The sequence below is a fragment of the Thermonema lapsum genome, assembly GCF_011761635.1.
In the GTDB taxonomy this organism is placed as follows: domain Bacteria; phylum Bacteroidota; class Bacteroidia; order Cytophagales; family Thermonemataceae; genus Thermonema; species Thermonema lapsum.
The window spans coordinates 641,846-664,969 of record NZ_JAASRN010000001.1 but is presented as its reverse complement, the minus strand read 5'-3'; the positions used below and the strand labels follow the sequence as shown (position 1 = coordinate 664,969).

The following is a 23,124-nucleotide window of genomic DNA, read 5'->3' as shown; positions in this document are numbered from 1 at the left end:
TGAATGGAAAAGGACAAAGGGCAGGGCTAAATAAGAAAGGCAGAGCGCACATGGGCTCTGCCCTTTTTTGTGTTGCTGTAATGAGTAAGTCAATTGACTTTTTAGAAGCCGGCAAAGCTCAAGAAGCCGAGTGCCATCAAGCCCACCAAGATGAAGGTGATACCCAAGCCACGCAAGGGGGCAGGCACATCGGAGTATTTCAGGCGCTCGCGGATAGCAGCCAAAGCCACTACTGCCAAGAACCAACCCAGACCGGAGCTTACACCATATACGCTGGCTTCGGCAAAGTTAAACTCTTTGCTAATCATGAACAGACCACCGCCCAAGATGGAGCAGTTCACCGCAATCAGGGGCAAGAAGATACCCAATGCTGAATACAAAGCAGGCGATACTTTCTCGATAATCATCTCGAGCAGCTGCACAAAGGCGGCAATCACTGCAATGAATACGATGAAAGTAAGGAAAGAGAGGTCCACAGAAGCCAGTGCTTCTATGCCGGTCCACTTAAGGGCACCTTCTTTCAAAATGAACTCATAGATAAGCCAGTTGAGGGGGGCAGTGATGCCCAAAACAAAGGTTACTGCTAAGCCCAAGCCTACGGCAGTCTTTACTTTCTTCGATACAGCCAAGTAGGAACACATGCCCAAGAAGTAGGCAAAAATCATGTTCTCTACGAAAACGGAACGTATTGCTAAGCCGAATAAATCCATAGTTGTTGCGCGTTTTTTAAGCCTCTTCTACATAACCATTGCGCCATCTTTGCACCCAAATCACAATGCCCAAGGTGATGGCAGCCCCGGCAGGAATCATCATCAAGCCGTTGCCCGGATAAGACAAGCCCAAAGCCTCGAATAGCTTGTAGCCAAACAGAGAGCCTGAACCCAGCAACTCGCGGAAGAAAGCTACAATTACCAGAATAACACCGTATCCCAAGCCGTTGCCGATGGCATCAAGCACAGAGGTCCAAGGTTTGTTTGCCAGTGCGAAGGCTTCCAAACGCCCCATCACAATACAGTTCGTAATAATCAAACCCACAAATACAGACAACTGCTTGGACACATCGTAGGCAAATGCTTTCAATACTTCGTTTACCAAAGTTACGGCAGTAGCCACTACTGCCAGCTGCACGATGATACGAATGCGTGCAGGTATGGTATTGCGAAGCAAAGAGATGAACAAGCTGGAAAGTGCCATGACGGCAATCACCGAAAGAGCCATTACTAAAGCAGGCTTGAGCTGCACGGTTACCGCCAATGCCGAGCAAATGCCCAGTACCTGAACAGTGATAGGGTTTTTGGCATCGAGCGGGTCAGTTATCAGCTTACGGTTTTTGGCAGAGAAAAGAGGTTCTTTCTCTTGCACTGCTACTTTTTTTTCTTTTACGTCGGTGCTCATAGTTTTAAGCGTTTTGGGTTGTACGTTTGCTACGCAAGAAGCGCTCGTAGGCTTTCATATAATCGTAAATCATCTGATTGACCCCCTTGCCGGTAAGCGTAGCGCCCGACATGCCGTCTACTTTGTGGGGTTTGTCGGCGTAGGCTTCATTCCCCACCTCGCCTTTTTGCATTTCTACCCCCACGATTTCGTCTTTCTCATTGAAGATTTTCTTGCCTACAAAGCGCTGCTGTACTTCTTCGGTGGTAATGCGAGCACCCAAGCCGGGGGTTTCACTCTTGTGGTCGAAGCTTACCCCTACGACGGTGTTCATGTCTGGTGCTAAGGCTATATAGCCCCAGATGGCATCCCACAGACCGTTGCCATACATGGGCAGCACATAGGCAATCGCTTCGCCTTGTTCGTTGCTTACCTCATACACAGGCAACAGGCGCTCTTCTACGGGCTTTTTGAACTCTTTGGCTACCTCTACGGCTTCGGCATGGATGCCCTCCACCACTTTTCCTTCATAGTTCACTACGTAGCTTTTTACTCTTTCCTCATAGAGTTTTTGCACGTCAGACCACTGAGCAAGGTCAAGCCCGGCTGTCTTCAAAATGATGGTCTTGCGTTCTATTTCTTGGTTGGCTTTCTGCTTGGGTTTTAAGCTTTCGGAGGTGAAAGCCAACAGCGCACCGCAGATGGCTGTCAGAGCGGCGGCATAAATGACGAGGTATAAATTAGACTGTCGCACGGCTTAATCTTCTTTTTTTGTTTGCTTCTACTACATAAAAATCAATGAGCGGAGCCATCACGTTCATGAACAGAATTGCCAACATGATGCCTTCGGGGTAGGCGGGGTTCAGCACCCGGATAAGGATGGTAATGACCCCAATCAAGAAACCGTAAATCCACTTACCTGTTTCGGTGTGTGCGGCAGACACAGGGTCGGTAGCCATGAACACAATACCGAAAGCCAAGCCGCCCATCACCAAATGATAGTGTGCAGGCATTGCCATGTAGGCATCGGATGCAATGGCGTTGAAGAAAAGAGCGGTTAGGTAGGCGCCCCCAAAGGCACTAACCATGATTTTCCAGCTTCCTACACCGGTGGCAATCAAGATGAGCGCACCAATTAAGCACATCAGGGTAGAGGTTTCGCCTATGGAACCGGGAATGGTGCCCAAGAACATGTTTTTAAAGGTGAACATTCCTCCCATGTAGTCGTTGAGTGCCTGCACCACGCTTTCGGCAGAAAATGCCTGCCCTGCTTCTTTCAATTTAGAAGCAGTGGTGGCAGCAACAGACAAAGCTGTTTCGCCGGTGTATCCATCAACGGTGGCTTGTTTTTCAGTAGCTACCCAAATGCCCGAGCCGGCAATATCGGAGGGATGTGCGAAATAGAGGTAGGCGCGGGCAGTAAGAGCCACGTTCAACACGTTCATGCCGGTGCCACCAAACACCTCTTTGCCCAAGACAACGGCAAAGGCGGTAGCTACTGCCACTTGCCACAAGGGAATAGTGGGAGGCACCACCAGGGGAATAAGCATGCCCGTAACCAAGAAGCCTTCGTTTACTGAGTGTTTGCGGATACTGGCAAAAGTGAATTCTATACCAAGCCCTACGACATAAGACACGATGATGATAGGCAAGGTTTTTTCCAATCCGAAGAGGAACTTTTCCCATCCGGTCATGGCTATGCCGGTAGCCAGTGCCTTTTGGTGCCCTACATTCCACATGCCAAAAAGTAGGCAGGGAACCAAAGCTATAATCACGGTTACCATCATACGCTTAAGGTCCATAGCATCGCGCACGTGTACCTCCTGACGCGGACCCGTGGTGTGATTGGGCACAAAAAGGAAGGTCTCAAAGGCATCGAAAACAGGATGCAAAGAGGCAAACTTGCCGTCTTTCTCAAAGAGAGGCTTGATTTGGTCAAGCTTTTTTCTTAGCCACATCATAGTTTATCAGCTATTTAATAAAGTTTCAATTCCGTCGCGTAAAGTCTTCTGCATTTTTTGTTTTGAGGGGTCTATGAACTCACACAGTGCAATGTCTTCTTCTATGACTTCATAGATGCCCAGAGCTTCCATGTTATCCAAGTCGTTGGCAAGGCAGGCTTTCAACAAAAACTCTACGTAGATGTCCATGGGAAGCACTTTTTCATAGATGCCCGTTTGCACAAAGGGACGTTCTTCGCCATGATAGTTTGTATCGAGCACGTACTCTTTTTTGGGGAAGAGCGCCGAAAGCATACCTAAGCCCTTGTGGAAGCTTAGGGAAGTGGATGTTTTAGAGATGGGCAGAATCCAGCCCATGAAATCATAATAGTTGCCTTCTGGAATGACGGTTACTTGGTGGTGATAGAAGCCCAAGAAACCGTCTATGTTGACTTTTTCACCGGTGAGCACATTGCCGGAGATGATGCGCAGTTCATGCTCGTCGCGGGTGAGGTTGTCTTTCAAGAAAGGACGCAACTGTGCCCCGCGATAGGTTTTGTAATACTGCGGGCTGGCTACTTCCGGACCCGTCAGGGCAAAGATGGTCGTAGCATCATAGATGCCCTTCAAGAACAATTTACCGATTTGGGCTACACCGTAAGGATGCACTGTCCACACGTATTCGCCTTTGGTCAGGGGTGCCAAGTGGTGGATATGCACACCCACGTTGCCGGCAGGGTGTTTGCCTTCAAAGTAGTTGATTTCCACGCCTTGCAAGCCTTCCAACACCTTAGATGGTTTTTTTGCCGAAAGGCTGAGATACACCTTTCCGTCGGTGAGTTTGCGAAGCGCTTCGATACCGGCTTGCAGGGCAACTTCTTCGCCTCGAAGCAAGAGGTCGTAGTCGGGTGCCAAAGGCGAGGTGTCGAATCCGGAGATAAAGATAGCTTTCGGCGTGTGCTCGGGATGGGCTATCAAGCCAAAGGGACGCTCAATGATGTTTGCCCATACACCGCTCTTGGTCATCAGGTCGGTGACTTCTTGGCGGCTAAGTTTGCTTATTTGCTCAAGGTTGTAGGTGGGATGTTGTTCATACTCGAGCGTTTTGTCGGCAAGAATCTTAATTTCGAGCGGGAAACGGCGTTCGCCGCGCTTTACTTCAATCACTTCACCGCTCACAGGGGCTGCCAACATTACGGAGGGGTTCTGCTTATCGAAGAAGATAGGTGTACCTGCCTTCACACGATCCCCTTCCTTGACCAGCACTTTGGGTCTGGTGATGTGATGAAAATCGGTGGGCTTTAGAGCATACACACTGGCTGAAATGTCTTGAACGAGATTTTCGCTCGCTTTTCCTTTCAGCCGTATATCAAACCCTTGTTTGAGCTTAATTGTCTTGGACATAGTCGCTATTTATCAAGGTTACAGTTTGAATTCAAAGCATCGCAAAATTAAGTCTTTTTTTGTGAAATAAAATCTATATGGCATTTTATTCACCCCTATATCTTAACATTTTGCTTTACTTTGTGTTTTTGAAACAAAAAAGTTGGAACATGCACAGCTTCAGCTTTGGGCTATCATCTGCAAAAATTTTGTTCATTTTTTTTGTTTGGGCGATGGTGGCGGCGGGCTGCCGCTTGGAATTGCCCCGCTTAGAAGGTTTCGACCGTGAAGCGTGGCAACAAGACCCCAAAGGGTGCAGGGGGCAGCGACTTGTTTTTGAAACAGCACTCGAGAAGCAACTAGATAAGTTGATAGGTTTGCGCCCCGAGGAGGTAAAACGCCTTTTAGGGAAGCCCGACAGGGTGCGCTTGTATCGCCGGGGGCAGTATTTCTATGTTTACTATCTCGAAACAGGCAATCAGTGCAACGAAACCCTTGCCAAAGAGGGGAAGCGCATCGAGCTGCGCTTCTCTTCTCTTGATAAAGTAAATGAGGCTGTTTTGTTGCGCTGAAAACAAGCCTTTTTTTGCCGTTAGTCATAGGCAGTTGCCTGTATTGGAACTATGCCACGGTGCCTGCCTATCCCGGGGGTAGCTCAACCAAGACAAAGGATGTTGCGGCTGAGTCTTGCAACAAAAAAGGTAAAGGCAAATGCAGCCTTTTTTTATCTTTGCATCAAACAACAAGGCTTTATGTTAGGATTGAAACTACCCACAGACCCGCGTTGGGTCAATATTGCCGAAAAAAGTATCGAGGAAATCCTCATTGACCACGCCTATTGCGAGCAAAAGGCGGCTTCGTCTTGCATCAGCTTAATTGTGAACTACCCCGACAAAGAGAAGATTGTAGAGGTGCTTACGCCTGTGGTAGCCGAAGAGTGGGCGCACTTCGAGCGTGTTTTGGAAGAGATGCGCAAACGGGGTATCAAGCTGGGACCTCAACGCCGCGATGAGTATGTGGTGCGCTTGCACGAACTGATTCGCAAAGGAGGGAGTCGCGAGCGCCGTCTCATGGACCAGCTGTTGGTGAATGCCCTCATTGAGGCACGCAGTTGCGAGCGCTTCCGCTTGCTTTCGCAGAAGCTCTCTGACCCCGAGCTGCGTAAGTTTTACTACGAACTGATGGTGTCGGAGGCAAATCACTATGTAAACTTTGTAAATCTGGCAAAGGAATACAACCCCGAAGCGGAAGTGAAAGCACGTTTGCAAGAAATGCTGGAGGCAGAAGCCGAAATAATGAAAAGCTTGGAGTTGCGTGGCGACCGCGTACACTGAGGCTTCACACAAGGGCAAGACGGTGTTCTTTCTGAAGGCAGTATTTTGGCTGCCTTTTTCTTTTTTATTGGAAAAGCACCGGTTGGTGCCCTTTGAAAAGAGGCTATCCTATGCGTAAGCCATTTTTTACCGGGAAGTCGGGACGCAAAAGTACCACGTCATCTTCTTCGCCCATGACGCCCAAAACCAAACACTCGCTTATGAAATGGGCTATTTGCTTGGGTGGAAAGTTGACCACTGCGATGACTTGTCGTCCTATCAGCTCGTGTGGACGGTATCGCCGCGTGATTTGGGCAGAAGAGCGGCGTTCGCCCAGTTCCCCGAAATCTATCCATAATTTGTAAGCGGGCTTGCGGGCTTCTGCGTTCACTTCGGCACGAGTGATGGTGCCCACGCGCAAGTCTATTTTTTTAAAATCATCGAAAGAGAGGCTGCTCATGCTCAATGGGGTGTTTTGAGTACAAAATAACAAAAAGCAGGGACGATTCCCTGCCTTTCACCTGAGCTTTTTAAAAAAGGCTTAGTACTGCTTTAAAAGATATTTGATAATGTCGGTGGTGGTTACAATGCCGCATAGTTTTTCGTCTTCGGCTACGGGCAGAGCATGAAACTCTTCCTGAGTTAATATTTCTGCTACCGTACGTATCTCATCTTCTGGGCTTACTGTTTTGGGGTTGGGTTTCATGATTTGCTCTATCTTGAACATCGACAGAGTGTTTTCATCCGGTTCTTCGTTTCCAAAGCTGAGGCGTAGAATATCAGTGATACTCAATATGCCAATGAGCTGTTCTCCTTCTACTACTGGTAGGTGGCGTATTTTTTTCGCCTTCATTAGGCGGTAGGCAGAGGCTAAAGAGTCATTGATACTTGCGGTGTACACCTCCCGGGTCATGATGTGTGATACAGGTTCTCTCTTTTTCATTGTTAATGTTATTTTGTTTACGTAGTGGCAAGTTATGGGAGGGGTAACACATGCTCAATGATTGTGGTTAGCTTTGTGGTTGATTTTGCTCAGTGAGGCAATGGCGAATACTGTTTAATATACTGGCGGTAGCCCCGCTGTTGCGTTGCACATAGTGGTGGGCTGCTTGGGCTGCTTGCCGGTAGGTGTCTTCTTCGGAGAGTAGCTTGTTCATGCACTGCTCAAACTCTCGGGCATTGCGCACAGCAAAGGCACCACCGGCTGCTATAAGCTCTATGGCTTCGCGGAATTTCTTGTAGTGAGGGGCGCCAAACAACACAGGAACCCCATAGACCGCCGCTTCCAGTATATTGTGAAGCCCTTGCTTGAAAGCTCCCCCTACAAAAGCCACTTTGCCGTAAGCATACAAGGAGGCGAGCATACCGATGCAGTCGATAATCAAGACTTCGGGGCGGTGTGTGCGCGTCTCGGAAGCAAGGTTTTTCCACTGGCTGTAGCGTATTGAAGCCACAGGTAGCATCTCTTCAATGCTCTTCAACATTGGTTCGCTAATATCGTGTGGGGCTAAAATGACTTGCTGCTTGCCTTGATGGCTTTGCAAGTAGGGTACTATGACTTGAATGTCTTCTTTCCATGCGCTGCCTACTATCCAGCATGTTTTATCGCCTATGAAGCGCTCTATTTCGGGCAGGGAAGAACGTTGGGCGGCAATGGCACATACACGGTCAATGCGGGTGTCGCCTGTTACTTGCGCCTCTATTCCCAAATGATGTTTCAACAGCTGTTTCGACTGCACGTCTTGCACAAAGATATGGGTAAAGGCGTGCAGCATGGCTCTGTGAAGGCTGCCCCAAGGTTTGAAGAAGACCTGTTCGGGACGAAAAAGGGCAGAGAATAAAATGAGTGGTAATTTCCGACGTCTTGCTTCGGTGAGGAAGTGATACCAATAATCGTATTTAGCCCAAAATACAATGGAGGGTTGGTAGGTATCATACCACAGGCGGCTGTTTTTGGGCGTATCGTAGGGCAGATAAGCCACGTGGTTTGCCCCCTGATAGTCTTTTCTTACCTCATAACCCGAAGGCGAAAAGAAAGTGAGAAGTATTTGGTAATGTGGATATTGTGCGTGGAAGGCTTCCATCAAGGGGCGGGCTTGTTCAAATTCCCCTAACGAAGAGACGTGAAACCAAGCCAAAGGACGATTGAAATCGCGCCAAGCAGTATTATTAAGTGCGTCTTGGCGTCCTTCTACAAAACGCTTCATTTTATCATTCAGACGGGCAGCTACAGGCAAAAGCAGCCCGGTAAGCTGCCAGGCTGCATCATACAATAGAAGGTAAATACGCTTCATGCAACGCTTGTTGTGGGTTCACAAGCGCCAAAAATAAGTATTTTACTGTGAAGCCTTGGCTTTTTGAGCTGCTTCAGGGTCGTATTTTATGTCCGAAAAGAAATATAAATAGAGGGTACGGGCATAGCGAAAAAATAAAGGGTAGAGTAGAAAAAGAGGAATGAGTACTCCGGCAAAATAAGCCCATATAGGCGGTTCTTCTATCAACAGGTTGAGGGCTACGAGTACCGTTACAAACAGTGCTACCTGAAAAGCATAAGACACGTACATAGCACCGTAGAAAAAGCCCGGCTCCCGCTCGTAGCGGATGCCACAATGAGGACACTCCTCGTACATTTCCATGAATTTGCGCGAATAGGCTGGGTATTTAAATAACTTGCCCTCGCGGCAGTGGGGGCAACGCTGTTCTGCTAAACTTTGCCAGTAGCCTTTATGCTTTGGATTGTCCATGGTTTCGTTCTTTGAATTTTTTATAGTTCTTGTACCAGATGAAGCCAAGCGCTGCTAATAAAAGATACGGAATGACCATCATGTAAAGAATGCCGGCATTGATGCCGGAGGTCAGTGAGCCGTTGCTTTCCACGGTGGCTTTGCACATGGCGCACTGTGCTTGAACTGCCACAGGAGAAAGCAGGCTTAGCGCTGCAAATATAGCCAATCGTTTCATAATATGAATTGATTTTTATATGTAAACATGTGTTAGTATTGTGGAGTTCACGATGCAAGTTACAGAATTTGCGCGTGTTTCAGGAATCGCTTGCGTGGGCAAGCAGAAAAACACTGAAATGTATGGTACACTGTTTTTTTCTATGCTACACAAAATGCTTAGTTTTACGCCTCAATTAAACAACAAAGCAATGGTAGAATTGGTTGTCAAAAACTTGAAAGAAGTAGAAGAACAGTATCGCGACCGCATTGAGCGGGTGTGCAAAAAGAAAATTACTTTCTTTGAGCGTTTGTTTAAACGCTACGACAAAGACCTGACTTTGGAAGTGATTTTTGACCATTCGGCATCTACTTACAAGGTCAGCGCATCCATCGACCTCAAGAGCAAGAAGGTGCTATTGGCAAAGGAAGACAAAGACCCTTTGAAAGCCGTTATCCACTTACTTGATGAATTTAGAAAGGTGGTAAAGCGCCAATATGACCACGAGCGCAAGCTCTATGTGTTTAAGCGCAAGCGTTAGCAAGGAAGCTGTGGCAAAGAAATACTATCTTGCCACAGCTTTGCTTGTTATGAAGCGGTGAGTACTTGACACAAACACAAAGCTGTTATTAAATTTGCTGGGGCAATAAGCCACTTTAGCTCAGGTGGTTAGAGCGACTGATTCGTAATCAGTAGGTCGGCGGTTCGAATCCGCCAAGTGGCTCGCCAAAGGGGGGGATTTTCCCCCCTTTTTTATTTGTCGAGTAGTTTTTCGGGTAACCCTACGTATAGCTGTCCTGCTTGCCACCTTAGTGGAAAAACAAGCGCGTCGGAGCAGCCAAAGTAATGTTGCGCGGCTCTGCCTGTGCGCAAGTCGAAGCGGTAATCGTGTAGCGGACAAATGATTTCTTCGTAATCGTTTAGCCTGCCTTGATGCAAGGGAGCCCCCCGGTGAGGACAGCTGTCTTCAATGGCGTAGACATTGCCCTGTGTAGTGTGCGCCAAACAAAGAAAAAAATTGTTGATACGGATACGGCATAGCTTGCCGGGAGGGAGTTGCTCATTCAACTGACTTTTTTCAATGGGAAGGGCTATCCATTGCAACTTGCTGTCCATGTAAGGCGTAAATACTGAAAGCAAAATGATAAGACCAAAAATCTTGCTTTTTTAGTTAATTTGCAAAAACTTTTTTTACTTACACTTTCCTGTAAGAGAGGATAAAATCTCTTAAAATCTCTTACAGGAATTGTCATAAAACAGGGAAATACTTATGTTCGGAAGCGAATCTCTTTTTTTTGGAGCTTTCACGGTTTTCATTCTTTTGATGCTTCTGCTCGATTTGGGTGTTTTTTCGCGCAAGTCTCACGAGGTGAGCTTCAAAGAAGCAGCTATTTGGAGTGCTGTGTGGGTATCTTTTGCGCTGGGCTTTTATTTTTTCCTGCTTTATCACGGCGATTTGATTCATGGCATAGAGACTATGGAAGATATTAAGCAGGTGATTAAACGCTATGCTTCCACTGCTGTGAAGGTATATGAGGGGGACTTTGAGCGGACGGTGGCTGCCTACCGCCAAAATATGGCAATAGAATATATCACGGGTTATCTGCTGGAATACTCCCTGTCGGCAGACAATATTTTTGTTATCATTTTGATATTCAACTCTTTTCGGGTAAAAGAGCGTTATTACAAAAAAGTACTATTTTGGGGTATTTTAGGGGCATTGGTCATGCGCTTTATCTTTATCTTCGTGGGAGCAGCGCTCATAGCCAAAGCCCACTGGATACTCTATGTTTTTGGTGCTTTCTTGCTGTTTACAGGCATCAAAATGTTATTTGAAAAAGAGGGTAATGAAGAGATAGACCCCCAAAAGCACCCGGTAGTACGTTTTGCTTCCAAATACTTCTCTGTGTATCCGCGCTATGAACGCGACAGGTTTTTCGTAAAAAAAGAAGGTAAGTTCTTCATTACGCCGCTGTTCTTGGTTGTTCTTATTATAGAGTTCACCGACCTGATATTTGCCGTAGATTCAATTCCGGCTATTTTTGGCGTAACCCTTGACCCTTACGTCGTTTTCTTTTCGAATATATTTGCCATCTTGGGCTTGCGCTCCATGTTCTTTTTCTTAGCCAACATCATGAATCTGTTTCATTATTTGAAGTATGGCTTGGCAACCCTACTTTCATTCATCGGGCTTAAATTGCTGGCAGAACCGTGGCTCGAAGACATCGGCTTTGAACGCATCTATTCGTTTTATGCTATTTTGATTATTTTGGGAGTATCTATCGGAGCTTCGCTGCTTTTTCCGCTTAAACGCACAGAAAAAACACCTGCTATTTCCGATGAAATTAAAGAATAAAAATAAAAGAGTAGGGATATGCGTATCGTTGCCATTATATTCGGTATCATAGCGTTGGTTGGGGCTTATTTGCTGTTTGGTAATTACAGCGTAGGTACGCGTTCCGGCATTCTGGTGAAAATCAGTCATAAAGGTTATGTGTTCAAGACTTATGAAGGAGAACTAAACTTGGGGGGCTACAATGCCGATGGCAGTATATCCAACTATGTAGCGGGCATTTGGCGTTTTTCGGTAACGCCTCATGACCAACAACTTGTAGAAGCATTGCACGCCTTGCAGGGCTATCCAGTGAAACTTTATTACCGTGAAAAATACTTTCGCCTACCTTGGCGTGGCGACACTAAATACATCGTGTATCAGGTGGAGAAAGTAGGTGAAAAGCCACGAGTTGAGCGTATTTTTATGAAAAAAGAAGAGCGCGAAGCACTTGAAAAACAAAGGCAGGCAGCCTTCGGACAATAATTACCCCTTTTGACCCTCTGTGTGCACCTATGCAGCGTAGCTTGGTAAGTATGATAAAGCACTTTTGGCAGGAGTGGGTGGTCTCACGTCTCTTTTACTCTATGCCGGTGCAGTTGCTACTGCTTCAGCTGCGCAGCAGGATAGCACTTGTTTCTATCTGGGTATTTTTGTCGACGATTGTTACGCGTACCATAGGGATGGATGTGGGGCTTCCGTATTTGCTTCTGGAGCCGGAGTACCTCAATCGGGTCGATTTTCTGAGTATGTTCATTGTAGGCATCACTTTGGGGGGCTTTATTATGTCCTATCATATTGCCTGTTATATTCTTGATGGTTTGAAATTCCCCTTCATAGCTCACAGCCGCCGTCCTTTTTTCAAATTCAGCATAAACAACAGCCTATTGCCTTTTTCTTTTTTGATAATCTACATAGGCTCTTTTATCGAATTTCAGCAAAGTAGCGCCTTCGCTTCACAGGAATTCATCGGCTGGCGGCTTGGCGGTTTACTGCTGGGTACCCTGTTGATGTGCAGTCTCTTTTTTGTGTATTTCTTCCTGACCAACAAAGATATTTTCAAAATCTCGCAACGTCTGGGAGAGCGTGTGCGTCGTTTTCAGCTGGTGCGTATGAACCTGATGGGGCGCTACAAAGAGGTACGCAAACAAAAAATAAGGGTAGATTATTATCTGGACGGATGGCGGTGGCAGAAAGTATCGGAGGGGGTACCTGTCTCGCGCAAGGAATTGCTGATGGTGTTTGACCAAAACCACTTTAACTCTATTGTTATTCAGTCCACTGTCTTCCTTTTCATCCTCTTTTTGGGAAATTACAGCGACAGCCCCTACTTTCAGATTCCGGCGGGTGCCAGTCTCTTTTTGCTGCTTACGATTCTTACCATGGCATTGGGGGCTTTTACCTTCTGGACACGCCATTGGGCTAGCGTTGCTTTCTTGTTGCTATTGATAGGAGCGGAAATATTGGTACGTCAAGGGGTGTTTAGTTTACCATTTCAGGCATATGGCTTGAATTATGACACGGCGCCGGCTCCCTACAATCTGGGACGCTTGCGCGAAATCAATAGCGATTCTGCCTATGTCAATGACTATCGTTATACGCGCATTGCCCTTGAGAATTGGCGCAAAAAATTTCCGAAAGATGCCAAACCCAAACTGGTGGTGGTGTGTGTGAGTGGGGGCGGCTTGCGCGCGGCACTGTGGGCTTTCCGTTGTCTGCAATATACCGATAGCACACTGAACGGCTCGCTGATGGACCATACCGTACTCATAACCGGTGCTTCGGGGGGGATGGTGGGCGCCGCTTATTTTCGGGAGTTGTATTTGCGGCGTATCTTGGGCGAGCCCATCAATATTTATTCTACGGCTTATTTCAATAACTTGGCTCGCGACTATCTGAATCCTATCATCTTCCATTGGTTTGTCAATGATATGTTTTTGCGCTTTCAGCCTTTTGACTACAAAGGCAAGCGTTATTTCAAAGACCGTGGCTATGCATGGGAAGAGAAGTTCAATTTGAATACCGGTGGGCTTTTGGATAAGCCGCTATGCGAGTACAAAGAGCCGGAGTTGCTGGCGCTGGTGCCTATGTTTGTGCTTTCGCCTATGATTGCCAACGACGGGCGGCGGCTCTATATCTCGCCTCTGCCTATGTCTTATTTGTGTGTGCAGAGCCCTTTTGAAAAGCGTTTTAGAAATAACAAAATTAAGGGAGTGGAATTGCGTCGCTTGCTCGACAAACAAGAGGGTGAGTCCTTACGTTTTTTGAGTGCCCTACGCATGAATGCCACCTTCCCCTACATTGCGCCCAACGTGAAGCTGCCCACCGACCCCGTCATAGAAATCATGGATGCTGGCTTAGTGGATAATTACGGCATCAGCACGGCGGTTCGTTTCCTGTATGTTTTCCGAGATTGGATAGTGAAAAATACCAGTGGGGTGCTTATCGTAGCTATTCGCGACAGCCAAAAAGACTCGCCTCTACCTAAGCCCATTAAGCCTTCGCTTTTTGAACGTTTGTTTACCCCCATACGCAGCATTTACGCCGACAATATGTTTACACAGGATATATTCAACGACGACCTACTGGAATACGCCAAGTCGTGGTATGAGCAATACATTCCTTTTGATAAAATTGAGTTTCAGTATGTACCCATATCCAAAGATATGGCAGAAATAGAACAGCGCTTGAGTGGGCAGGTCATCAATCCAGATAAAATCATCAAGATAGAGCGGGCTGCCCTCAGCTGGCACTTGACAGCCAAAGAAAGAGAGAGCATTTGGCGCACTATCTACGAAACGCGCAACCAAGCGGCTTTGCGGTGGCTTGAGCAGCGCCTTATGCCTTAGCAAGTTCAACAAAATTGCTGCTTTTGCTTGCAATATACTTGCATATTTGCCAATAAAATCTTTTTTTAGGAAAACATTTTGCTGAGGAAGAAACAACAAACTCATAGAAACAACTTGCTAATATGGGAGACATCAACTATTACGCAAATATCATCGAAGACTGTATTCGCGACTTAGGGCTTGACCCTGTGCAAATGCGTGGTGAGTTGGAAGGGCAGTGGAATCTGAAGCGAGGTTCTGCGTCGGTATATGTGGATTTGTGGCGCTCAGATACCTCAAAGCAGATTTACTTCCAACTGCTGGCACCGGTCGTAGGGGTGCCGCCTACCAATCGTGAGCAGTTCTTTCATGAGTTGCTTCAAATCAACCATACCCTGTATGGTGTGGCTTTTTCGGTGAAAGACAATTATGCCTACATTAAAATGATACGTGAAGCAGAAGGCTTGGATAAAAGCGAAGCTTCTGCCATGATAGAGCGTATCGGCTATTATGCAGACCTTTACGACGACAGGCTGCGTGAAAAGTATTTCGGAAGATAGTGCTATTGCTTTGGGGGGCACCCCTTGTTGCACTTTACAGTAAGTGGCTGTTTGTTTCGTCTTCTTTGTTATTTCAACCCCAGCTTGTCGTTTCTTACCTCTTATCTCACGCAGCGTAGTGAGAAACTTCAAGTAAAGCAAGCCGCAGGAAACAGAGTAAAATTAGGTTTTCTGCTCACACTCGAAATAAGGCGAAAGCCAAGCAGAGTGGCAAGGCAAATGCAAATTGCCTTGCCTTCTTATTTACCCCTATTTTGTTTCTTGTAAGTATTGCCAGATGAGTGAGGCGGTGCGTTTGGATGCTCCCGGAGCGCCCAGCAATTCGCGCAAAGATGCGTAATCATCAAGCATGCGCTTGCGCTTGTCGCCATGCAGTATTTCCTGCAAATGACGATGGATGTCATTGGGATTACAGTCGTTTTGTATCAGTTCAGGCACTACCTCGCGCCCCATGACAATGTTCACAAGCGAAATATAATTGACCTTGGCAACGGCTTTGGCTATGTGATAGTTGAGCCATCCGGCTTTATATACCACTACTTCGGGCACTCCGAACAAGGCAGTTTCCAGCGTGGCTGTCCCCGAAGTAACAAGGGCAGCATGGGCATGCGATAGCAGGTCGTAGGTGGCATCATACACAAGGCGTATGGCTGGGTTGGAACGGCAGGCAGCATACCATTCTTGGGGTAGGTGGCTGATGCCTGCCACCACAAATTGATAATCGGGAAAGCGGTGGCTCACCTCTACCATCTCGGGAAGCAACAGCTTGAGCTCTTGGCGACGGCTGCCGGGCAAGAGCGCTATGATAGGGCGCTTAGCGTCTATTTGGTTTTTGGTAAGAAAGTGTTCATCGCGCCGATGGCTGGCAATGGCATCCATGATGGGGTTGCCTACATAGTCCACTTCATAGCCAAAGCGAGCATAGAACTCCTTTTCAAAGGGAAAAATAACAAACATATGCTCGATGAGGCGCTTGATTTTATATGCCCGCCCTGTATTCCATGCCCATACTTTCGGTGAGATGTAGTAGAAGGTGCGAAAGCCATCACGATGACAAAACTCGGCTACTTTCATGTTGAAGCCTCCGTAATCAACCAATATGACGGCATCGGGGTGGAAATCCTTGATTTGTTGTTGGCACTCTTTCAGGAAACGGCGAATGGTTGGCAGGTTTTTGATGACTTCCCAAAAACCCATGAATGCCATGTCGTTGTAGTGGCGGAGCACCTCTACGCCGGCTGCTTGCATCGATTCGCCCCCCCAACCACGTATCTGCGCCTGTGGGTCGATAGCTTGCAATTCTTTTGCCAAGTTGGAGGCGTGCAGGTCGCCCGATTTCTCGCCTGCTATGATAAAGTACTTCATAAAAAACATGTTATTGTGCTTTGCAAAGATAAGAACTATGGCGCTATGGCTCACAGACGATAAAGCTCCAAGCTCTTATCGAATGTATTGATGCTTTCCTTTCTGAGATTTTTGGGTTTGAGTATCTGCCGACAAGGTTTTGACAATAGTAAAAAAAAGCACCGGGGGCATGTTCTTTATCCACTCCGGTGCTCGGCAAATAGGCGTGCCCACACTCATCAGGAAATACTGCTACGCACCATTTGGGCATAAGCGCGCATGGCAGAGGTAAAGTCCATGCCTTCTTTGTGCATCTTTTCAAGAATCCAGCGGGCAGCTATGATGTGGGTCAGCTGCTCCCCTTCGTCTTCGCCTTCTACTTCTATGGCAAGCGGCTCGCCTGCTTCAAGGGCTTGCTCAGCGGCTGCCAAGGTAGCTTCATCGTATTGTTGTACCAACTTTTTGATAGCAGGTATTTTCATGACTTAGAGGTTTTTGAGTTTTTCCAATAGGGCTACTATACCTTCTTCCTTGCCGGTGGCTGCGCTTTCTACCAGTTTACCTTTGTGGAAAATGGCAAAGGTAGGCAGATTGTTCACTTGGGCAGCTTTGCGTGCCTCGGGGCTTTCTTCGGCGTTGATATCCAAAAACGCAATGCCAGCAAAACGCTCATCGTCGGAGAGGCGGCGGTACTTGGGAGCTATAAGACGACAGGTGCCGCACCAGCTGGCGTAAAACTTGGCGATAACTTTGGAATGTTCTTCCAGTAAGCTTTGAAAATCTTGGTCTGTACTTGTAATAACTGCCATTTTTTAATTGGTTTTATGGTTTTGTTTCTTTATTTAAAGCCTTTTTTTAGATTGTTTAAAACTGTTATCTTTGTGTAATAAGCAGTTGTTTTTTTAAAAAAAACAGTAGTTGCGCATCTTTACTACCGCAAAAATGTGTAATTTTGTTTTTGTAGCGTGCCAAGTCAAACAACAAATATCAAAAAAGAATTGTTCTTATGGGACTAAAAACCTTTGTAAAGGTCAGCGTCAACAATTTGAGTGATGCCCGCTATTGCGCTGGAATGGGGGTAGATATGCTGGGGTTTTGTATGGAAGCCGAAAATCCCAATTTCGTTTCTCCGGAAAAGTACTTCGAAATCATCGGGTGGCTGGCAGGTGTGGAATTCATTGCCGAATTCCATAACTATGACCTGCAGCAAATCAACAAAGTGCTGGCAGACTATCCGGTGCATGGTTTGCAAGTAGATAGGGAAGATGTGTTGGAGGAGCTGCGCCAAATCTCTATCAATACAGATGTGCACGGCTTGCCTGTTTTATTCCGCCTTTGCCTGCATGCACACATGAACCTGTTTACTATAGAGCCGCTGCTGGAAAAATACCATAAACTGGTGAAGATGTTTGTGATTGAGTCGGAAGTAGACCGCCTGACAGTGTCGGAAATGCAGCAACTCAAAAAGTTAGCAGAGAAATATCCCATCATGTTGGGTTATGGCATTAAGGCGGACAACATCAACTTGCTGCTGGCGGAAGTGCCCCTAAAAGGCATATCGCTTCATGGCAATGACGAACTCCGCCCCGGCTTGAAGGACTTCGACCAGCTGGCTGACATACTCGAAGCCATAGAAGTAGATTAGTCTCTTTTGGCTTGTTTCTTCAAGGATTCTATCTTCTCTTTGTAATTTTTCAGTTCTTTGTTCAGCGGGTTTTCGTCTCCCGCAACTTCTTTGTTTTGTTTTTGTATCCGTTCTAACATTTCTGCCTCATCGGGCAACAGTTCACTCAACTGTGTGCTGATGCCTTTGATAAGCAGGCAAGCACCAATGATTTCATTATGGTAATGAATGGGGGAGAAGAGGACCTCGTGCATGTTTTCATGAAAGTACTCAAGGGTTTGTGTGCTTTGCCCTTGCAACACTTTTTCGCACAGGCGCCGCCAATGGTTGAGCTGCTCTTCCGGAACCAACGAAAGGAAATACATACCTTCATGCACGGCTAACCCTGCACTCAAGAAAAACTGCCGGGCAGCGCGGTTAAAGAGCGTGATGTTGATGTCGTGGTCGATGACAACAATACCTTCTTGCACATTGTCGATGACGGCGCGTACATAAGCCTCCTCTTCACTCAACTGGCGGTTGGTTTCGATTAGCTGACGGTGCGTTTGTTGTAACTCTTGGATGTGGCTTTGTAGTTCCTCTTCTTTTTCGCGCAACTTTTGCGCTTGTTCTTCGAGCTCTTGCAGCATTTGGGCTTGTTGTATTTCTTGTTTTTTGCGCTCGGTGATGTCGCGGGCAAAGACTGCCACCCCAATGGTTACCTGTTCTTTATTGATGATAGGGTTGAAAGCGATTTCGTAGAACTTATTGTTTTGCAGTAGGTCGTACTCTATGTTCAGATGGCAGCTGTCGTTGAGCACTTTGTCTATGTAGGGGCGCCAGAAACTGATGAATTCAGGCGGCAGCTGCTTAAGCAGGCTACTGTGGGTAGATAGCTCTACGCCATACTGCTGCCGGATGTAATCGTGAAAGGCTTTGTTGTAGCTAATAAGTTTGTAACGAAAATCTATCGAGAAGATAAAATCATGGGCGTTGTCAATCAATGCCTGAATATTGGCTTGTTGTTCCCACAGCTCGTCTTTGGCTAACAGCAGCTCGCTTTGTGTTTTTTCTAAATCTTTGATTTTGCTTTGTAGCTTTTCGTTTTGCTCTTTTAACTCGCGTAAGAGGGCGTTTACTGCTGGGCGCCGGCTATGCACAGCGATGTACGTTCTGTTGTCGCCAAGCTGAATGGGTGTAAAAAACCATACCAATTGATTCAATTCATCGCTGTTTTCGCTTGGTTCGCTTTGGAAAGACTTCCCTTCCATTGCCTCCTGCAGCCCTTTTTTCCATAAGGCAAGGGCATGGTCGGGCAGAAAACACCACAGCAGCTGCCCTTCTACGGCTTTTTGCTTGGGTAAGCCTGCCCACACGCGAAAATTATTGTTGACAGCCACCACTTTTTGGTCTTTGTCCAACAGTAGGGCGGGGGTGTCGAACAATTGCAGCAAGGCAGGCACCAAAGGCGAAGGAGTGAGCAATATTTTGCGTTTCATGCGGTGCAGCAGGGCTTGGTCGAGCATGAAAGAGCCACCAAAAGCAAAAAGGGCTATGGCTATAGCCACCGCAAGGCGACTTTCGTTGAAATACACCGCCCAAGCGATGCTGCCCAACAGGCAAGCCAATGTTACGATTTTCAGTAGAATGCTCTGAATAGGTGCTAACATGGGGTTGCGGCTTACAAACCGCGCTTTTATGTACTACTTTTTGATTGGCTTCAAAATATATAGCATAAATGCGTATTTTTCAATTATACGCATAACTTTTGCTAAAAGCAAGAAACATAATCCAAGCGACAAAATAAAGTTTAGTTTTTCTATGACAACAGACCAGAAAATAAGAATGCTCTTGTGGAAGGGGCTGGTGGCTTGGATGCTTGCCACCTCTTTTGCTTGTGCCCGTCAAGCGATGGAGGAAACTGCCAGAGCAGATTCTTGTTTCTGGATAGTGCGACAGTTGCTTTTTGAAGGCAACAAAAAAACAAAAGAAGAAATCTTGCTGCGCGAGCTGGCGCTTTTGCCGGGCGACACTTTGCCCGTAGCCCATTGGCAAGAACTCTTGACCCGCGAGCGAAACAAACTCTTCAATACAGACCTTTTTGTAACCGTAGAAGCTTGGATAGCGCCCGATTCGGCAACTTGCGGGCAGCTGGTCGATATCCATTATCGCTTCAGGGAGCGATGGTATGTCTTTCCTGTTTTTATCTTTGAATTGGCAGACCGCAATTTTAGCGAATGGCTCTATGACCGCGGTGCCGATTTGAGCCGTACCAACTACGGCATGCGTTATGTGCAGAAGAACCTACGCGGGCGCAACGAGCGTCTGGAACTGCTTTTTCAGCAGGGTTTTACCCGAAAATACGAGTTTTTCTATGCCTTCCCCTATATAGACCGAAACCAACGCTACGGCTTAGAGTTGCGCACACAGTTTATGCGGAACCGAGACATTCCCTATATCTCACAAGACAACAAACTGCTGTATTGGCGTTCAGAAAGTGTCAACCGTGAGCGATGGAACTCAGAAGTCCGTCTCAGACGCCGTGAAGGCTTTTATTTGTTTCATTACCTGACTCTACGCTACAAACGGGAGTGGGTAGCCGATTCGGTGCTTGTGCTCAATCCCAACTACTTTACAGACCCAAACAACAACCTGCAACGATACTGGGAATTGCAATACGATTTGGTGAAAGACCGCCGCGACATTGCCGTGTATCCACTGCGAGGCGAACGCTGGGGGTTGCGTCTCATCAAGTATGGCATTGGCGGTTTTAGCGACGTAGATGCTTTCAGCATCAGGGGGGAGGGTGAGCGCTATTGGCAACTGAAAGGCAATTGGTTTGCCGATTTGTCGGGAAGCTTTCGTTTTTTTTGGACCCAAGCCCAGCCCTATTCACTTGCCCGTGGTTTAGGCTATGGCGAAGAATTGCCGCGCGGTTTTCAGCTTTATGTGATGGACGGGCAGCACTTTTTTCTATTGAAAACCACTTTGAAGTACCGTTTTTGTGACAGTAGTACCTATTTGCGTTTTATGCCCCTTGAAGAATTTCGCACCTTTCCATTGGCGTTTTACGGGCGTCTTTTTTTCGACCACAGCTATGTGTCGGACAAACTACTGTTTTATATCGACAACCGCTTGGCAAACCGCTGGCTTTATGCCTATGGGGCGGGCATAGACTTCGTTACCTTCTACAATGTAGTATTACAAGCCGAAATAGCACGCAACAACCTTGGCGAAACTGGCTTCTTTTTCAACATCCGCGGCACCTTCTAACCAGAACCCCCTGCCATTCCATTTTAAAACCTATTTTAAAACCTATAAGGTCTGAAAGACCTTATAGGTTTGTATTTTTTTTGTTCATTGGCTTGATAAGCAAGTACTGCAAAACCAATTAAACTTATAAATCGGGCAAATTGAAAATACCCGCAAGGCATATCTGCTAAACAAAGTAACAGAAGTATTGAGAGTATACTATCCATACTTATTCCAACATACTTGCAATTCCTATTATTATAAGTCCGAGAGCAAAATCAAATACTTTGCCCAAAATGCCCCAAGCAATTAGAAAAAGAATAGCTGTCCCAAAACTATCAGGTTCTACCCAATCCCAAGCTAATACACCTGACCCCAACCAGGAGGCAACTTTCCCGATTATCATTAATGCACTAAGGCATCCGCTCGCATTTGAATTACTCATTTTTTTTTTTTGTTTAGTTTTAAATATTTAAAATATTTAGTTCATTCATTTAGAACTTTTCACCGTAGGTTTTTCTAAACTGACGCACAACGTGATGCGTCTTGGCACAGTTGGGGTTTTTGAAACACGTCCCTGTCATTATTTCTGAACTTTCAAATTACATTCTAACCCGCAATTGTGCTAAGCTTGCTGTTGTGCGGTTGTTGTTTCTTCTTCATCCTTTATTTCGAAAAGCATTGGTTCAACATTTGAATAATCTTTTATTACTTTTACAGTAATCAAAGCAAGTAGTATTCCTATAATATTTCCAATCATACTTGCAATTGTGCTTGTAGTCAGTTCATCAATTGATTTAGCTTTTATAGAGTAGCGAAATACAAATTGTCCAATTATGTTATTTAAAATCCATAGTGTCCACCACCAACCTAATGAACTTGTTGTGAGGTTTGTATTTACATTTATTCCTTTTTTATTTAACAATTCTTTCGTCTCTTGATATAACTCTTTCATAATTTGATACGGTCTATATAAGTTCACTATTGGAACAAACCAGCTTCCTGCTGCCCAGCCTTCTGTATATGCCAGATTTTTTACTTTTTGGTGAAGATTAAAGTAAGCCCTCCTAAACCATTGTATAAATGTTACTGCTGATATAACATAGACGATTATATAAATTGTGCCTATCATCTGTTCTCTTGTGTCATTTGCAGTTGCTGTTGCCATTGAAATTTTACCACCATTAGCAACTGTCTGCAATAAGTCATATTGAAGGTAACCAGAGATTAATGATATTATCTCCAATGCCAATACAATCCATATTAAAGTGATAGCATTCTTTGCTCTTTGTCCGTTTGGTCTAAGATTTTCCATTTTATTGTTGTTTTGATTTTACAATGCCGCATAACGGTTCGTAGCTACATTATTTCAATTCCACATTGGTGCGATAGCAACCATTAGGCAGAGCATTACGAAACGCAGCGGTTAGCGAGCTTGCCGAGCCATTTCAATTCCACATTGGTGCGATAACAACCATTAGGCAGAGCATTACGAAACGCAGCGGTTAGCGAGCTTGTCGAGCCATTTCAATTCCACATTGGTGCGATTAAAACCGTGAAGCACTGCCAAACAATATTCGCAATTTTTTGTATTTCAATTCCACATTGGTGCGATAGCAACCATTAGGCAGAGCATTACGAAACGCAGCGGTTAGCGAGCTTGTCGAGCCATTTCAATTCCACATTGGTGCGATTAAAACGCAGTTCGAGATTATCAAAATCTCAAGCATTGATCTATTTCAATTCCACATTGGTGCGATTAAAACAACCCTAAAGCGGCGCTATACTATAACAACCCGAGATTTCAATTCCACATTGGTGCGATTAAAACATATATAGCAGCCAAGTGCCTCCATACCAGCGCGCATTTCAATTCCACATTGGTGCGATGGCAACCATCAGGTAGAACATTACGAAACGCAGTGGTTAGCGAGCCCGTCGAGCCATTTCAATTCCACATTGGTGCGATAGCAACCATTAGGCAGAGCATTACGAAACGCAGCGGTTAGCGAGCTTGTCGAGCCATTTCAATTCCACATTGGTGCGATTAAAACTATACTTGAAAACATACGGTCGCCAGCCACCATTAAAATTTCAATTCCACATTGGTGCGATTAAAACACCTCTCGACGATAATCATCTTCATCGTCTAAAAACTATTTCAATTCCACATTGGTGCGATTAAAACACCTCTCGACGATAATCATCTTCATCGTCTAAAAACTATTTCAATTCCACATTGGTGCGATTAAAAC

General features: G+C 45.9%; 27 protein-coding genes, 1 tRNA gene and 1 CRISPR repeat array. Of the genes, 10 read left to right on the top strand and 18 right to left on the bottom strand.

All coding sequences use genetic code 11. The features are described 5' to 3' along the window. Window positions 1–101 precede the first annotated feature (101 nt). From nqrE to FHS56_RS02865, 5 genes are read right to left on the bottom strand one after another with little or no spacing between them, the layout of a single operon-like run. Window positions 102–710, bottom strand: coding sequence for an NADH:ubiquinone reductase (Na(+)-transporting) subunit E (gene nqrE / locus FHS56_RS02885; RefSeq protein WP_166918373.1), 609 nt, complete (start codon window positions 708–710; stop codon window positions 102–104). Between the two features lie 16 nt (window positions 711–726). Continuing rightward, window positions 727–1,395 (bottom strand): NADH:ubiquinone reductase (Na(+)-transporting) subunit D, encoded by a 669-nt coding sequence (locus FHS56_RS02880; RefSeq protein WP_166918372.1) that lies wholly within the window; start codon window positions 1,393–1,395, stop codon window positions 727–729. 4 nt (window positions 1,396–1,399) lie between these two features. After that, window positions 1,400–2,128: an NADH:ubiquinone reductase (Na(+)-transporting) subunit C gene (gene nqrC / locus FHS56_RS02875; protein ID WP_166918371.1), complete on the bottom strand. Its 729-nt coding sequence runs from the start codon at window positions 2,126–2,128 to the stop codon at window positions 1,400–1,402. Further along, window positions 2,115–3,335, bottom strand: a complete 1,221-nt coding sequence (locus FHS56_RS02870; protein WP_166918370.1) for an NADH:ubiquinone reductase (Na(+)-transporting) subunit B — start codon at window positions 3,333–3,335, stop codon at window positions 2,115–2,117. Before FHS56_RS02870 ends, nqrC begins: the two co-directional genes overlap by 14 nt. A 6-nt stretch (window positions 3,336–3,341) precedes the next feature. Continuing rightward, a complete protein-coding gene (locus FHS56_RS02865) occupies window positions 3,342–4,718 on the bottom strand; it encodes a Na(+)-translocating NADH-quinone reductase subunit A (RefSeq protein WP_166918369.1) in 1,377 nt (458 codons plus the stop codon). 149 nt (window positions 4,719–4,867) lie between these two features. Here FHS56_RS02865 and FHS56_RS02860 point away from each other — a divergent pair, with 149 nt between their 5' ends. Both FHS56_RS02860 and miaE read left to right on the top strand, forming a co-directional pair. Further along, window positions 4,868–5,269 carry an outer membrane protein assembly factor BamE gene (locus FHS56_RS02860; protein ID WP_166918368.1) on the top strand — a complete coding sequence of 134 codons (402 nt, stop codon included), beginning with the start codon at window positions 4,868–4,870 and terminating at the stop codon, window positions 5,267–5,269. A 180-nt stretch (window positions 5,270–5,449) separates the two neighbouring features. After that, window positions 5,450–6,031 (top strand): tRNA-(ms[2]io[6]A)-hydroxylase, encoded by a 582-nt coding sequence (gene miaE / locus FHS56_RS02855; RefSeq protein ID WP_166918367.1) that lies wholly within the window; start codon window positions 5,450–5,452, stop codon window positions 6,029–6,031. 103 nt (window positions 6,032–6,134) lie between these two features. Here miaE and FHS56_RS02850 read toward each other — a convergent pair whose 3' ends face one another. The 5 genes from FHS56_RS02850 to FHS56_RS02830 form a co-directional block, all read right to left on the bottom strand. Then, window positions 6,135–6,470, bottom strand: coding sequence for a tRNA-binding protein (locus FHS56_RS02850; protein ID WP_166918366.1), 336 nt, complete (start codon window positions 6,468–6,470; stop codon window positions 6,135–6,137). An 81-nt stretch (window positions 6,471–6,551) separates the two neighbouring features. After that, the gene (locus FHS56_RS02845) at window positions 6,552–6,953 is read right to left on the bottom strand and encodes a CBS domain-containing protein (RefSeq protein WP_166918365.1); all 402 of its coding nucleotides are present in this window, start codon (window positions 6,951–6,953) and stop codon (window positions 6,552–6,554) included. 67 nt (window positions 6,954–7,020) lie between these two features. Further along, window positions 7,021–8,304 (bottom strand): 3-deoxy-D-manno-octulosonic acid transferase, encoded by a 1,284-nt coding sequence (locus tag FHS56_RS02840; RefSeq protein WP_166918364.1) that lies wholly within the window; start codon window positions 8,302–8,304, stop codon window positions 7,021–7,023. Between the two features lie 42 nt (window positions 8,305–8,346). Continuing rightward, the gene (locus FHS56_RS02835; protein ID WP_166918363.1) at window positions 8,347–8,754 is read right to left on the bottom strand and encodes a DUF983 domain-containing protein; all 408 of its coding nucleotides are present in this window, start codon (window positions 8,752–8,754) and stop codon (window positions 8,347–8,349) included. Then, a complete protein-coding gene (locus FHS56_RS02830; RefSeq protein ID WP_166918362.1) occupies window positions 8,735–8,971 on the bottom strand; it encodes a hypothetical protein in 237 nt (78 codons plus the stop codon). The genes FHS56_RS02835 and FHS56_RS02830 overlap by 20 nt, the downstream gene beginning before the upstream one ends. A 190-nt stretch (window positions 8,972–9,161) precedes the next feature. Here FHS56_RS02830 and FHS56_RS02825 point away from each other — a divergent pair, with 190 nt between their 5' ends. Together FHS56_RS02825 and FHS56_RS02820 are read left to right on the top strand one after the other, a co-directional pair. Continuing rightward, window positions 9,162–9,491 carry a hypothetical protein gene (locus FHS56_RS02825; RefSeq protein WP_166918361.1) on the top strand — a complete coding sequence of 110 codons (330 nt, stop codon included), beginning with the start codon at window positions 9,162–9,164 and terminating at the stop codon, window positions 9,489–9,491. 109 nt (window positions 9,492–9,600) lie between these two features. Continuing rightward, window positions 9,601–9,674, top strand: a tRNA-Thr gene (locus FHS56_RS02820). Window positions 9,675–9,703: 29 nt separating this feature from the next. Here FHS56_RS02820 and FHS56_RS02815 read toward each other — a convergent pair. Continuing rightward, window positions 9,704–10,066: a Rieske (2Fe-2S) protein gene (locus FHS56_RS02815; protein WP_166918360.1), complete on the bottom strand. Its 363-nt coding sequence runs from the start codon at window positions 10,064–10,066 to the stop codon at window positions 9,704–9,706. Between the two features lie 154 nt (window positions 10,067–10,220). Here FHS56_RS02815 and FHS56_RS02810 point away from each other — a divergent pair, with 154 nt between their 5' ends. The 4 genes from FHS56_RS02810 (at window position 10,221) to FHS56_RS02795 (ending at window position 14,670) form a co-directional block, all read left to right on the top strand. Next, complete coding sequence (locus FHS56_RS02810) at window positions 10,221–11,306, top strand: TerC/Alx family metal homeostasis membrane protein (RefSeq protein ID WP_166918359.1); 1,086 nt, start codon at window positions 10,221–10,223, stop codon at window positions 11,304–11,306. A gap of 18 nt (window positions 11,307–11,324) precedes the next feature. Further along, window positions 11,325–11,768 carry a hypothetical protein gene (locus tag FHS56_RS02805; protein ID WP_166918358.1) on the top strand — a complete coding sequence of 148 codons (444 nt, stop codon included), beginning with the start codon at window positions 11,325–11,327 and terminating at the stop codon, window positions 11,766–11,768. A gap of 50 nt (window positions 11,769–11,818) precedes the next feature. Beyond that, window positions 11,819–14,131, top strand: a complete 2,313-nt coding sequence (locus tag FHS56_RS02800) for a patatin-like phospholipase family protein (RefSeq protein WP_166918357.1) — start codon at window positions 11,819–11,821, stop codon at window positions 14,129–14,131. Between the two features lie 122 nt (window positions 14,132–14,253). Then, window positions 14,254–14,670, top strand: a complete 417-nt coding sequence (locus FHS56_RS02795) for a YbjN domain-containing protein (protein ID WP_166918356.1) — start codon at window positions 14,254–14,256, stop codon at window positions 14,668–14,670. A gap of 249 nt (window positions 14,671–14,919) precedes the next feature. On the opposite strand, the gene lpxB is transcribed toward FHS56_RS02795, so the two are convergent. The 3 genes from lpxB to FHS56_RS02780 form a co-directional block, all read right to left on the bottom strand. Beyond that, a complete protein-coding gene (gene lpxB, locus FHS56_RS02790) occupies window positions 14,920–16,035 on the bottom strand; it encodes a lipid-A-disaccharide synthase (RefSeq protein ID WP_166918355.1) in 1,116 nt (371 codons plus the stop codon). Window positions 16,036–16,253: 218 nt separating this feature from the next. Beyond that, window positions 16,254–16,496, bottom strand: a complete 243-nt coding sequence (locus FHS56_RS02785; RefSeq protein ID WP_166918354.1) for a DUF6952 family protein — start codon at window positions 16,494–16,496, stop codon at window positions 16,254–16,256. 3 nt (window positions 16,497–16,499) lie between these two features. Next, window positions 16,500–16,823 carry a thioredoxin family protein gene (locus tag FHS56_RS02780; RefSeq protein ID WP_166918353.1) on the bottom strand — a complete coding sequence of 108 codons (324 nt, stop codon included), beginning with the start codon at window positions 16,821–16,823 and terminating at the stop codon, window positions 16,500–16,502. 197 nt (window positions 16,824–17,020) lie between these two features. Between FHS56_RS02780 and FHS56_RS02775 the strand changes: the two genes are divergently transcribed. Continuing rightward, a complete protein-coding gene (locus tag FHS56_RS02775) occupies window positions 17,021–17,659 on the top strand; it encodes a phosphoribosylanthranilate isomerase (protein ID WP_166918352.1) in 639 nt (212 codons plus the stop codon). Here the strand turns inward: FHS56_RS02775 and FHS56_RS02770 are convergent. Continuing rightward, entirely contained in the window at window positions 17,656–19,287 is a 1,632-nt protein-coding gene (locus tag FHS56_RS02770) for a PAS domain-containing protein (RefSeq protein ID WP_166918351.1), read from the bottom strand. The two genes, FHS56_RS02775 and FHS56_RS02770, sit on opposite strands and share 4 nt — an antisense overlap. A 151-nt stretch (window positions 19,288–19,438) precedes the next feature. Here FHS56_RS02770 and FHS56_RS02765 point away from each other — a divergent pair, with 151 nt between their 5' ends. Continuing rightward, window positions 19,439–20,890, top strand: coding sequence for a POTRA domain-containing protein (locus FHS56_RS02765; RefSeq protein WP_166918350.1), 1,452 nt, complete (start codon window positions 19,439–19,441; stop codon window positions 20,888–20,890). 35 nt (window positions 20,891–20,925) lie between these two features. On the opposite strand, the gene FHS56_RS12065 is transcribed toward FHS56_RS02765, so the two are convergent. The 3 genes from FHS56_RS12065 to FHS56_RS02755 form a co-directional block, all read right to left on the bottom strand. Further along, window positions 20,926–21,096: a DUF6804 family protein gene (locus FHS56_RS12065; RefSeq protein ID WP_394352638.1), complete on the bottom strand. Its 171-nt coding sequence runs from the start codon at window positions 21,094–21,096 to the stop codon at window positions 20,926–20,928. 2 nt (window positions 21,097–21,098) lie between these two features. Next, window positions 21,099–21,314 carry a hypothetical protein gene (locus tag FHS56_RS02760; protein WP_166918349.1) on the bottom strand — a complete coding sequence of 72 codons (216 nt, stop codon included), beginning with the start codon at window positions 21,312–21,314 and terminating at the stop codon, window positions 21,099–21,101. Between the two features lie 180 nt (window positions 21,315–21,494). Next, the gene (locus tag FHS56_RS02755; protein ID WP_166918348.1) at window positions 21,495–22,184 is read right to left on the bottom strand and encodes a DUF4328 domain-containing protein; all 690 of its coding nucleotides are present in this window, start codon (window positions 22,182–22,184) and stop codon (window positions 21,495–21,497) included. Window positions 22,185–22,235: 51 nt separating this feature from the next. Continuing rightward, a CRISPR array of direct repeats spans window positions 22,236–23,118; the repeat unit is 24 nt; unit sequence ATTTCAATTCCACATTGGTGCGAT. Window positions 23,119–23,124: the final 6 nt, after the last annotated feature.

What these genes read in the sequence shown, in the direction of transcription:
- nqrE (WP_166918373.1), bottom strand. Translation starts at nt 710, where the DNA reads ATGGATTTATTCGGCTTAGCAATACGTTCCGTTTTCGTAGAGAACATG.
- FHS56_RS02880 (WP_166918372.1), bottom strand. Translation starts at nt 1,395, where the DNA reads ATGAGCACCGACGTAAAAGAAAAAAAAGTAGCAGTGCAAGAGAAAGAA.
- FHS56_RS02870 (WP_166918370.1), bottom strand. Translation starts at nt 3,335, where the DNA reads ATGATGTGGCTAAGAAAAAAGCTTGACCAAATCAAGCCTCTCTTTGAG.
- FHS56_RS02865 (WP_166918369.1), bottom strand. Translation starts at nt 4,718, where the DNA reads ATGTCCAAGACAATTAAGCTCAAACAAGGGTTTGATATACGGCTGAAA.
- FHS56_RS02860 (WP_166918368.1), top strand. Translation starts at nt 4,868, where the DNA reads ATGCACAGCTTCAGCTTTGGGCTATCATCTGCAAAAATTTTGTTCATT.
- miaE (WP_166918367.1), top strand. Translation starts at nt 5,450, where the DNA reads ATGTTAGGATTGAAACTACCCACAGACCCGCGTTGGGTCAATATTGCC.
- FHS56_RS02850 (WP_166918366.1), bottom strand. Translation starts at nt 6,470, where the DNA reads ATGAGCAGCCTCTCTTTCGATGATTTTAAAAAAATAGACTTGCGCGTG.
- FHS56_RS02845 (WP_166918365.1), bottom strand. Translation starts at nt 6,953, where the DNA reads ATGAAAAAGAGAGAACCTGTATCACACATCATGACCCGGGAGGTGTAC.
- FHS56_RS02840 (WP_166918364.1), bottom strand. Translation starts at nt 8,304, where the DNA reads ATGAAGCGTATTTACCTTCTATTGTATGATGCAGCCTGGCAGCTTACC.
- FHS56_RS02835 (WP_166918363.1), bottom strand. Translation starts at nt 8,754, where the DNA reads ATGGACAATCCAAAGCATAAAGGCTACTGGCAAAGTTTAGCAGAACAG.
- FHS56_RS02830 (WP_166918362.1), bottom strand. Translation starts at nt 8,971, where the DNA reads ATGAAACGATTGGCTATATTTGCAGCGCTAAGCCTGCTTTCTCCTGTG.
- FHS56_RS02825 (WP_166918361.1), top strand. Translation starts at nt 9,162, where the DNA reads ATGGTAGAATTGGTTGTCAAAAACTTGAAAGAAGTAGAAGAACAGTAT.
- FHS56_RS02815 (WP_166918360.1), bottom strand. Translation starts at nt 10,066, where the DNA reads ATGGACAGCAAGTTGCAATGGATAGCCCTTCCCATTGAAAAAAGTCAG.
- FHS56_RS02810 (WP_166918359.1), top strand. Translation starts at nt 10,221, where the DNA reads ATGTTCGGAAGCGAATCTCTTTTTTTTGGAGCTTTCACGGTTTTCATT.
- FHS56_RS02805 (WP_166918358.1), top strand. Translation starts at nt 11,325, where the DNA reads ATGCGTATCGTTGCCATTATATTCGGTATCATAGCGTTGGTTGGGGCT.
- FHS56_RS02800 (WP_166918357.1), top strand. Translation starts at nt 11,819, where the DNA reads ATGATAAAGCACTTTTGGCAGGAGTGGGTGGTCTCACGTCTCTTTTAC.
- FHS56_RS02795 (WP_166918356.1), top strand. Translation starts at nt 14,254, where the DNA reads ATGGGAGACATCAACTATTACGCAAATATCATCGAAGACTGTATTCGC.
- lpxB (WP_166918355.1), bottom strand. Translation starts at nt 16,035, where the DNA reads ATGAAGTACTTTATCATAGCAGGCGAGAAATCGGGCGACCTGCACGCC.
- FHS56_RS02785 (WP_166918354.1), bottom strand. Translation starts at nt 16,496, where the DNA reads ATGAAAATACCTGCTATCAAAAAGTTGGTACAACAATACGATGAAGCT.
- FHS56_RS02780 (WP_166918353.1), bottom strand. Translation starts at nt 16,823, where the DNA reads ATGGCAGTTATTACAAGTACAGACCAAGATTTTCAAAGCTTACTGGAA.
- FHS56_RS02775 (WP_166918352.1), top strand. Translation starts at nt 17,021, where the DNA reads ATGGGACTAAAAACCTTTGTAAAGGTCAGCGTCAACAATTTGAGTGAT.
- FHS56_RS02770 (WP_166918351.1), bottom strand. Translation starts at nt 19,287, where the DNA reads ATGTTAGCACCTATTCAGAGCATTCTACTGAAAATCGTAACATTGGCT.
- FHS56_RS02765 (WP_166918350.1), top strand. Translation starts at nt 19,439, where the DNA reads ATGACAACAGACCAGAAAATAAGAATGCTCTTGTGGAAGGGGCTGGTG.
- FHS56_RS12065 (WP_394352638.1), bottom strand. Translation starts at nt 21,096, where the DNA reads ATGGATAGTATACTCTCAATACTTCTGTTACTTTGTTTAGCAGATATG.
- FHS56_RS02760 (WP_166918349.1), bottom strand. Translation starts at nt 21,314, where the DNA reads ATGAGTAATTCAAATGCGAGCGGATGCCTTAGTGCATTAATGATAATC.
- FHS56_RS02755 (WP_166918348.1), bottom strand. Translation starts at nt 22,184, where the DNA reads ATGGAAAATCTTAGACCAAACGGACAAAGAGCAAAGAATGCTATCACT.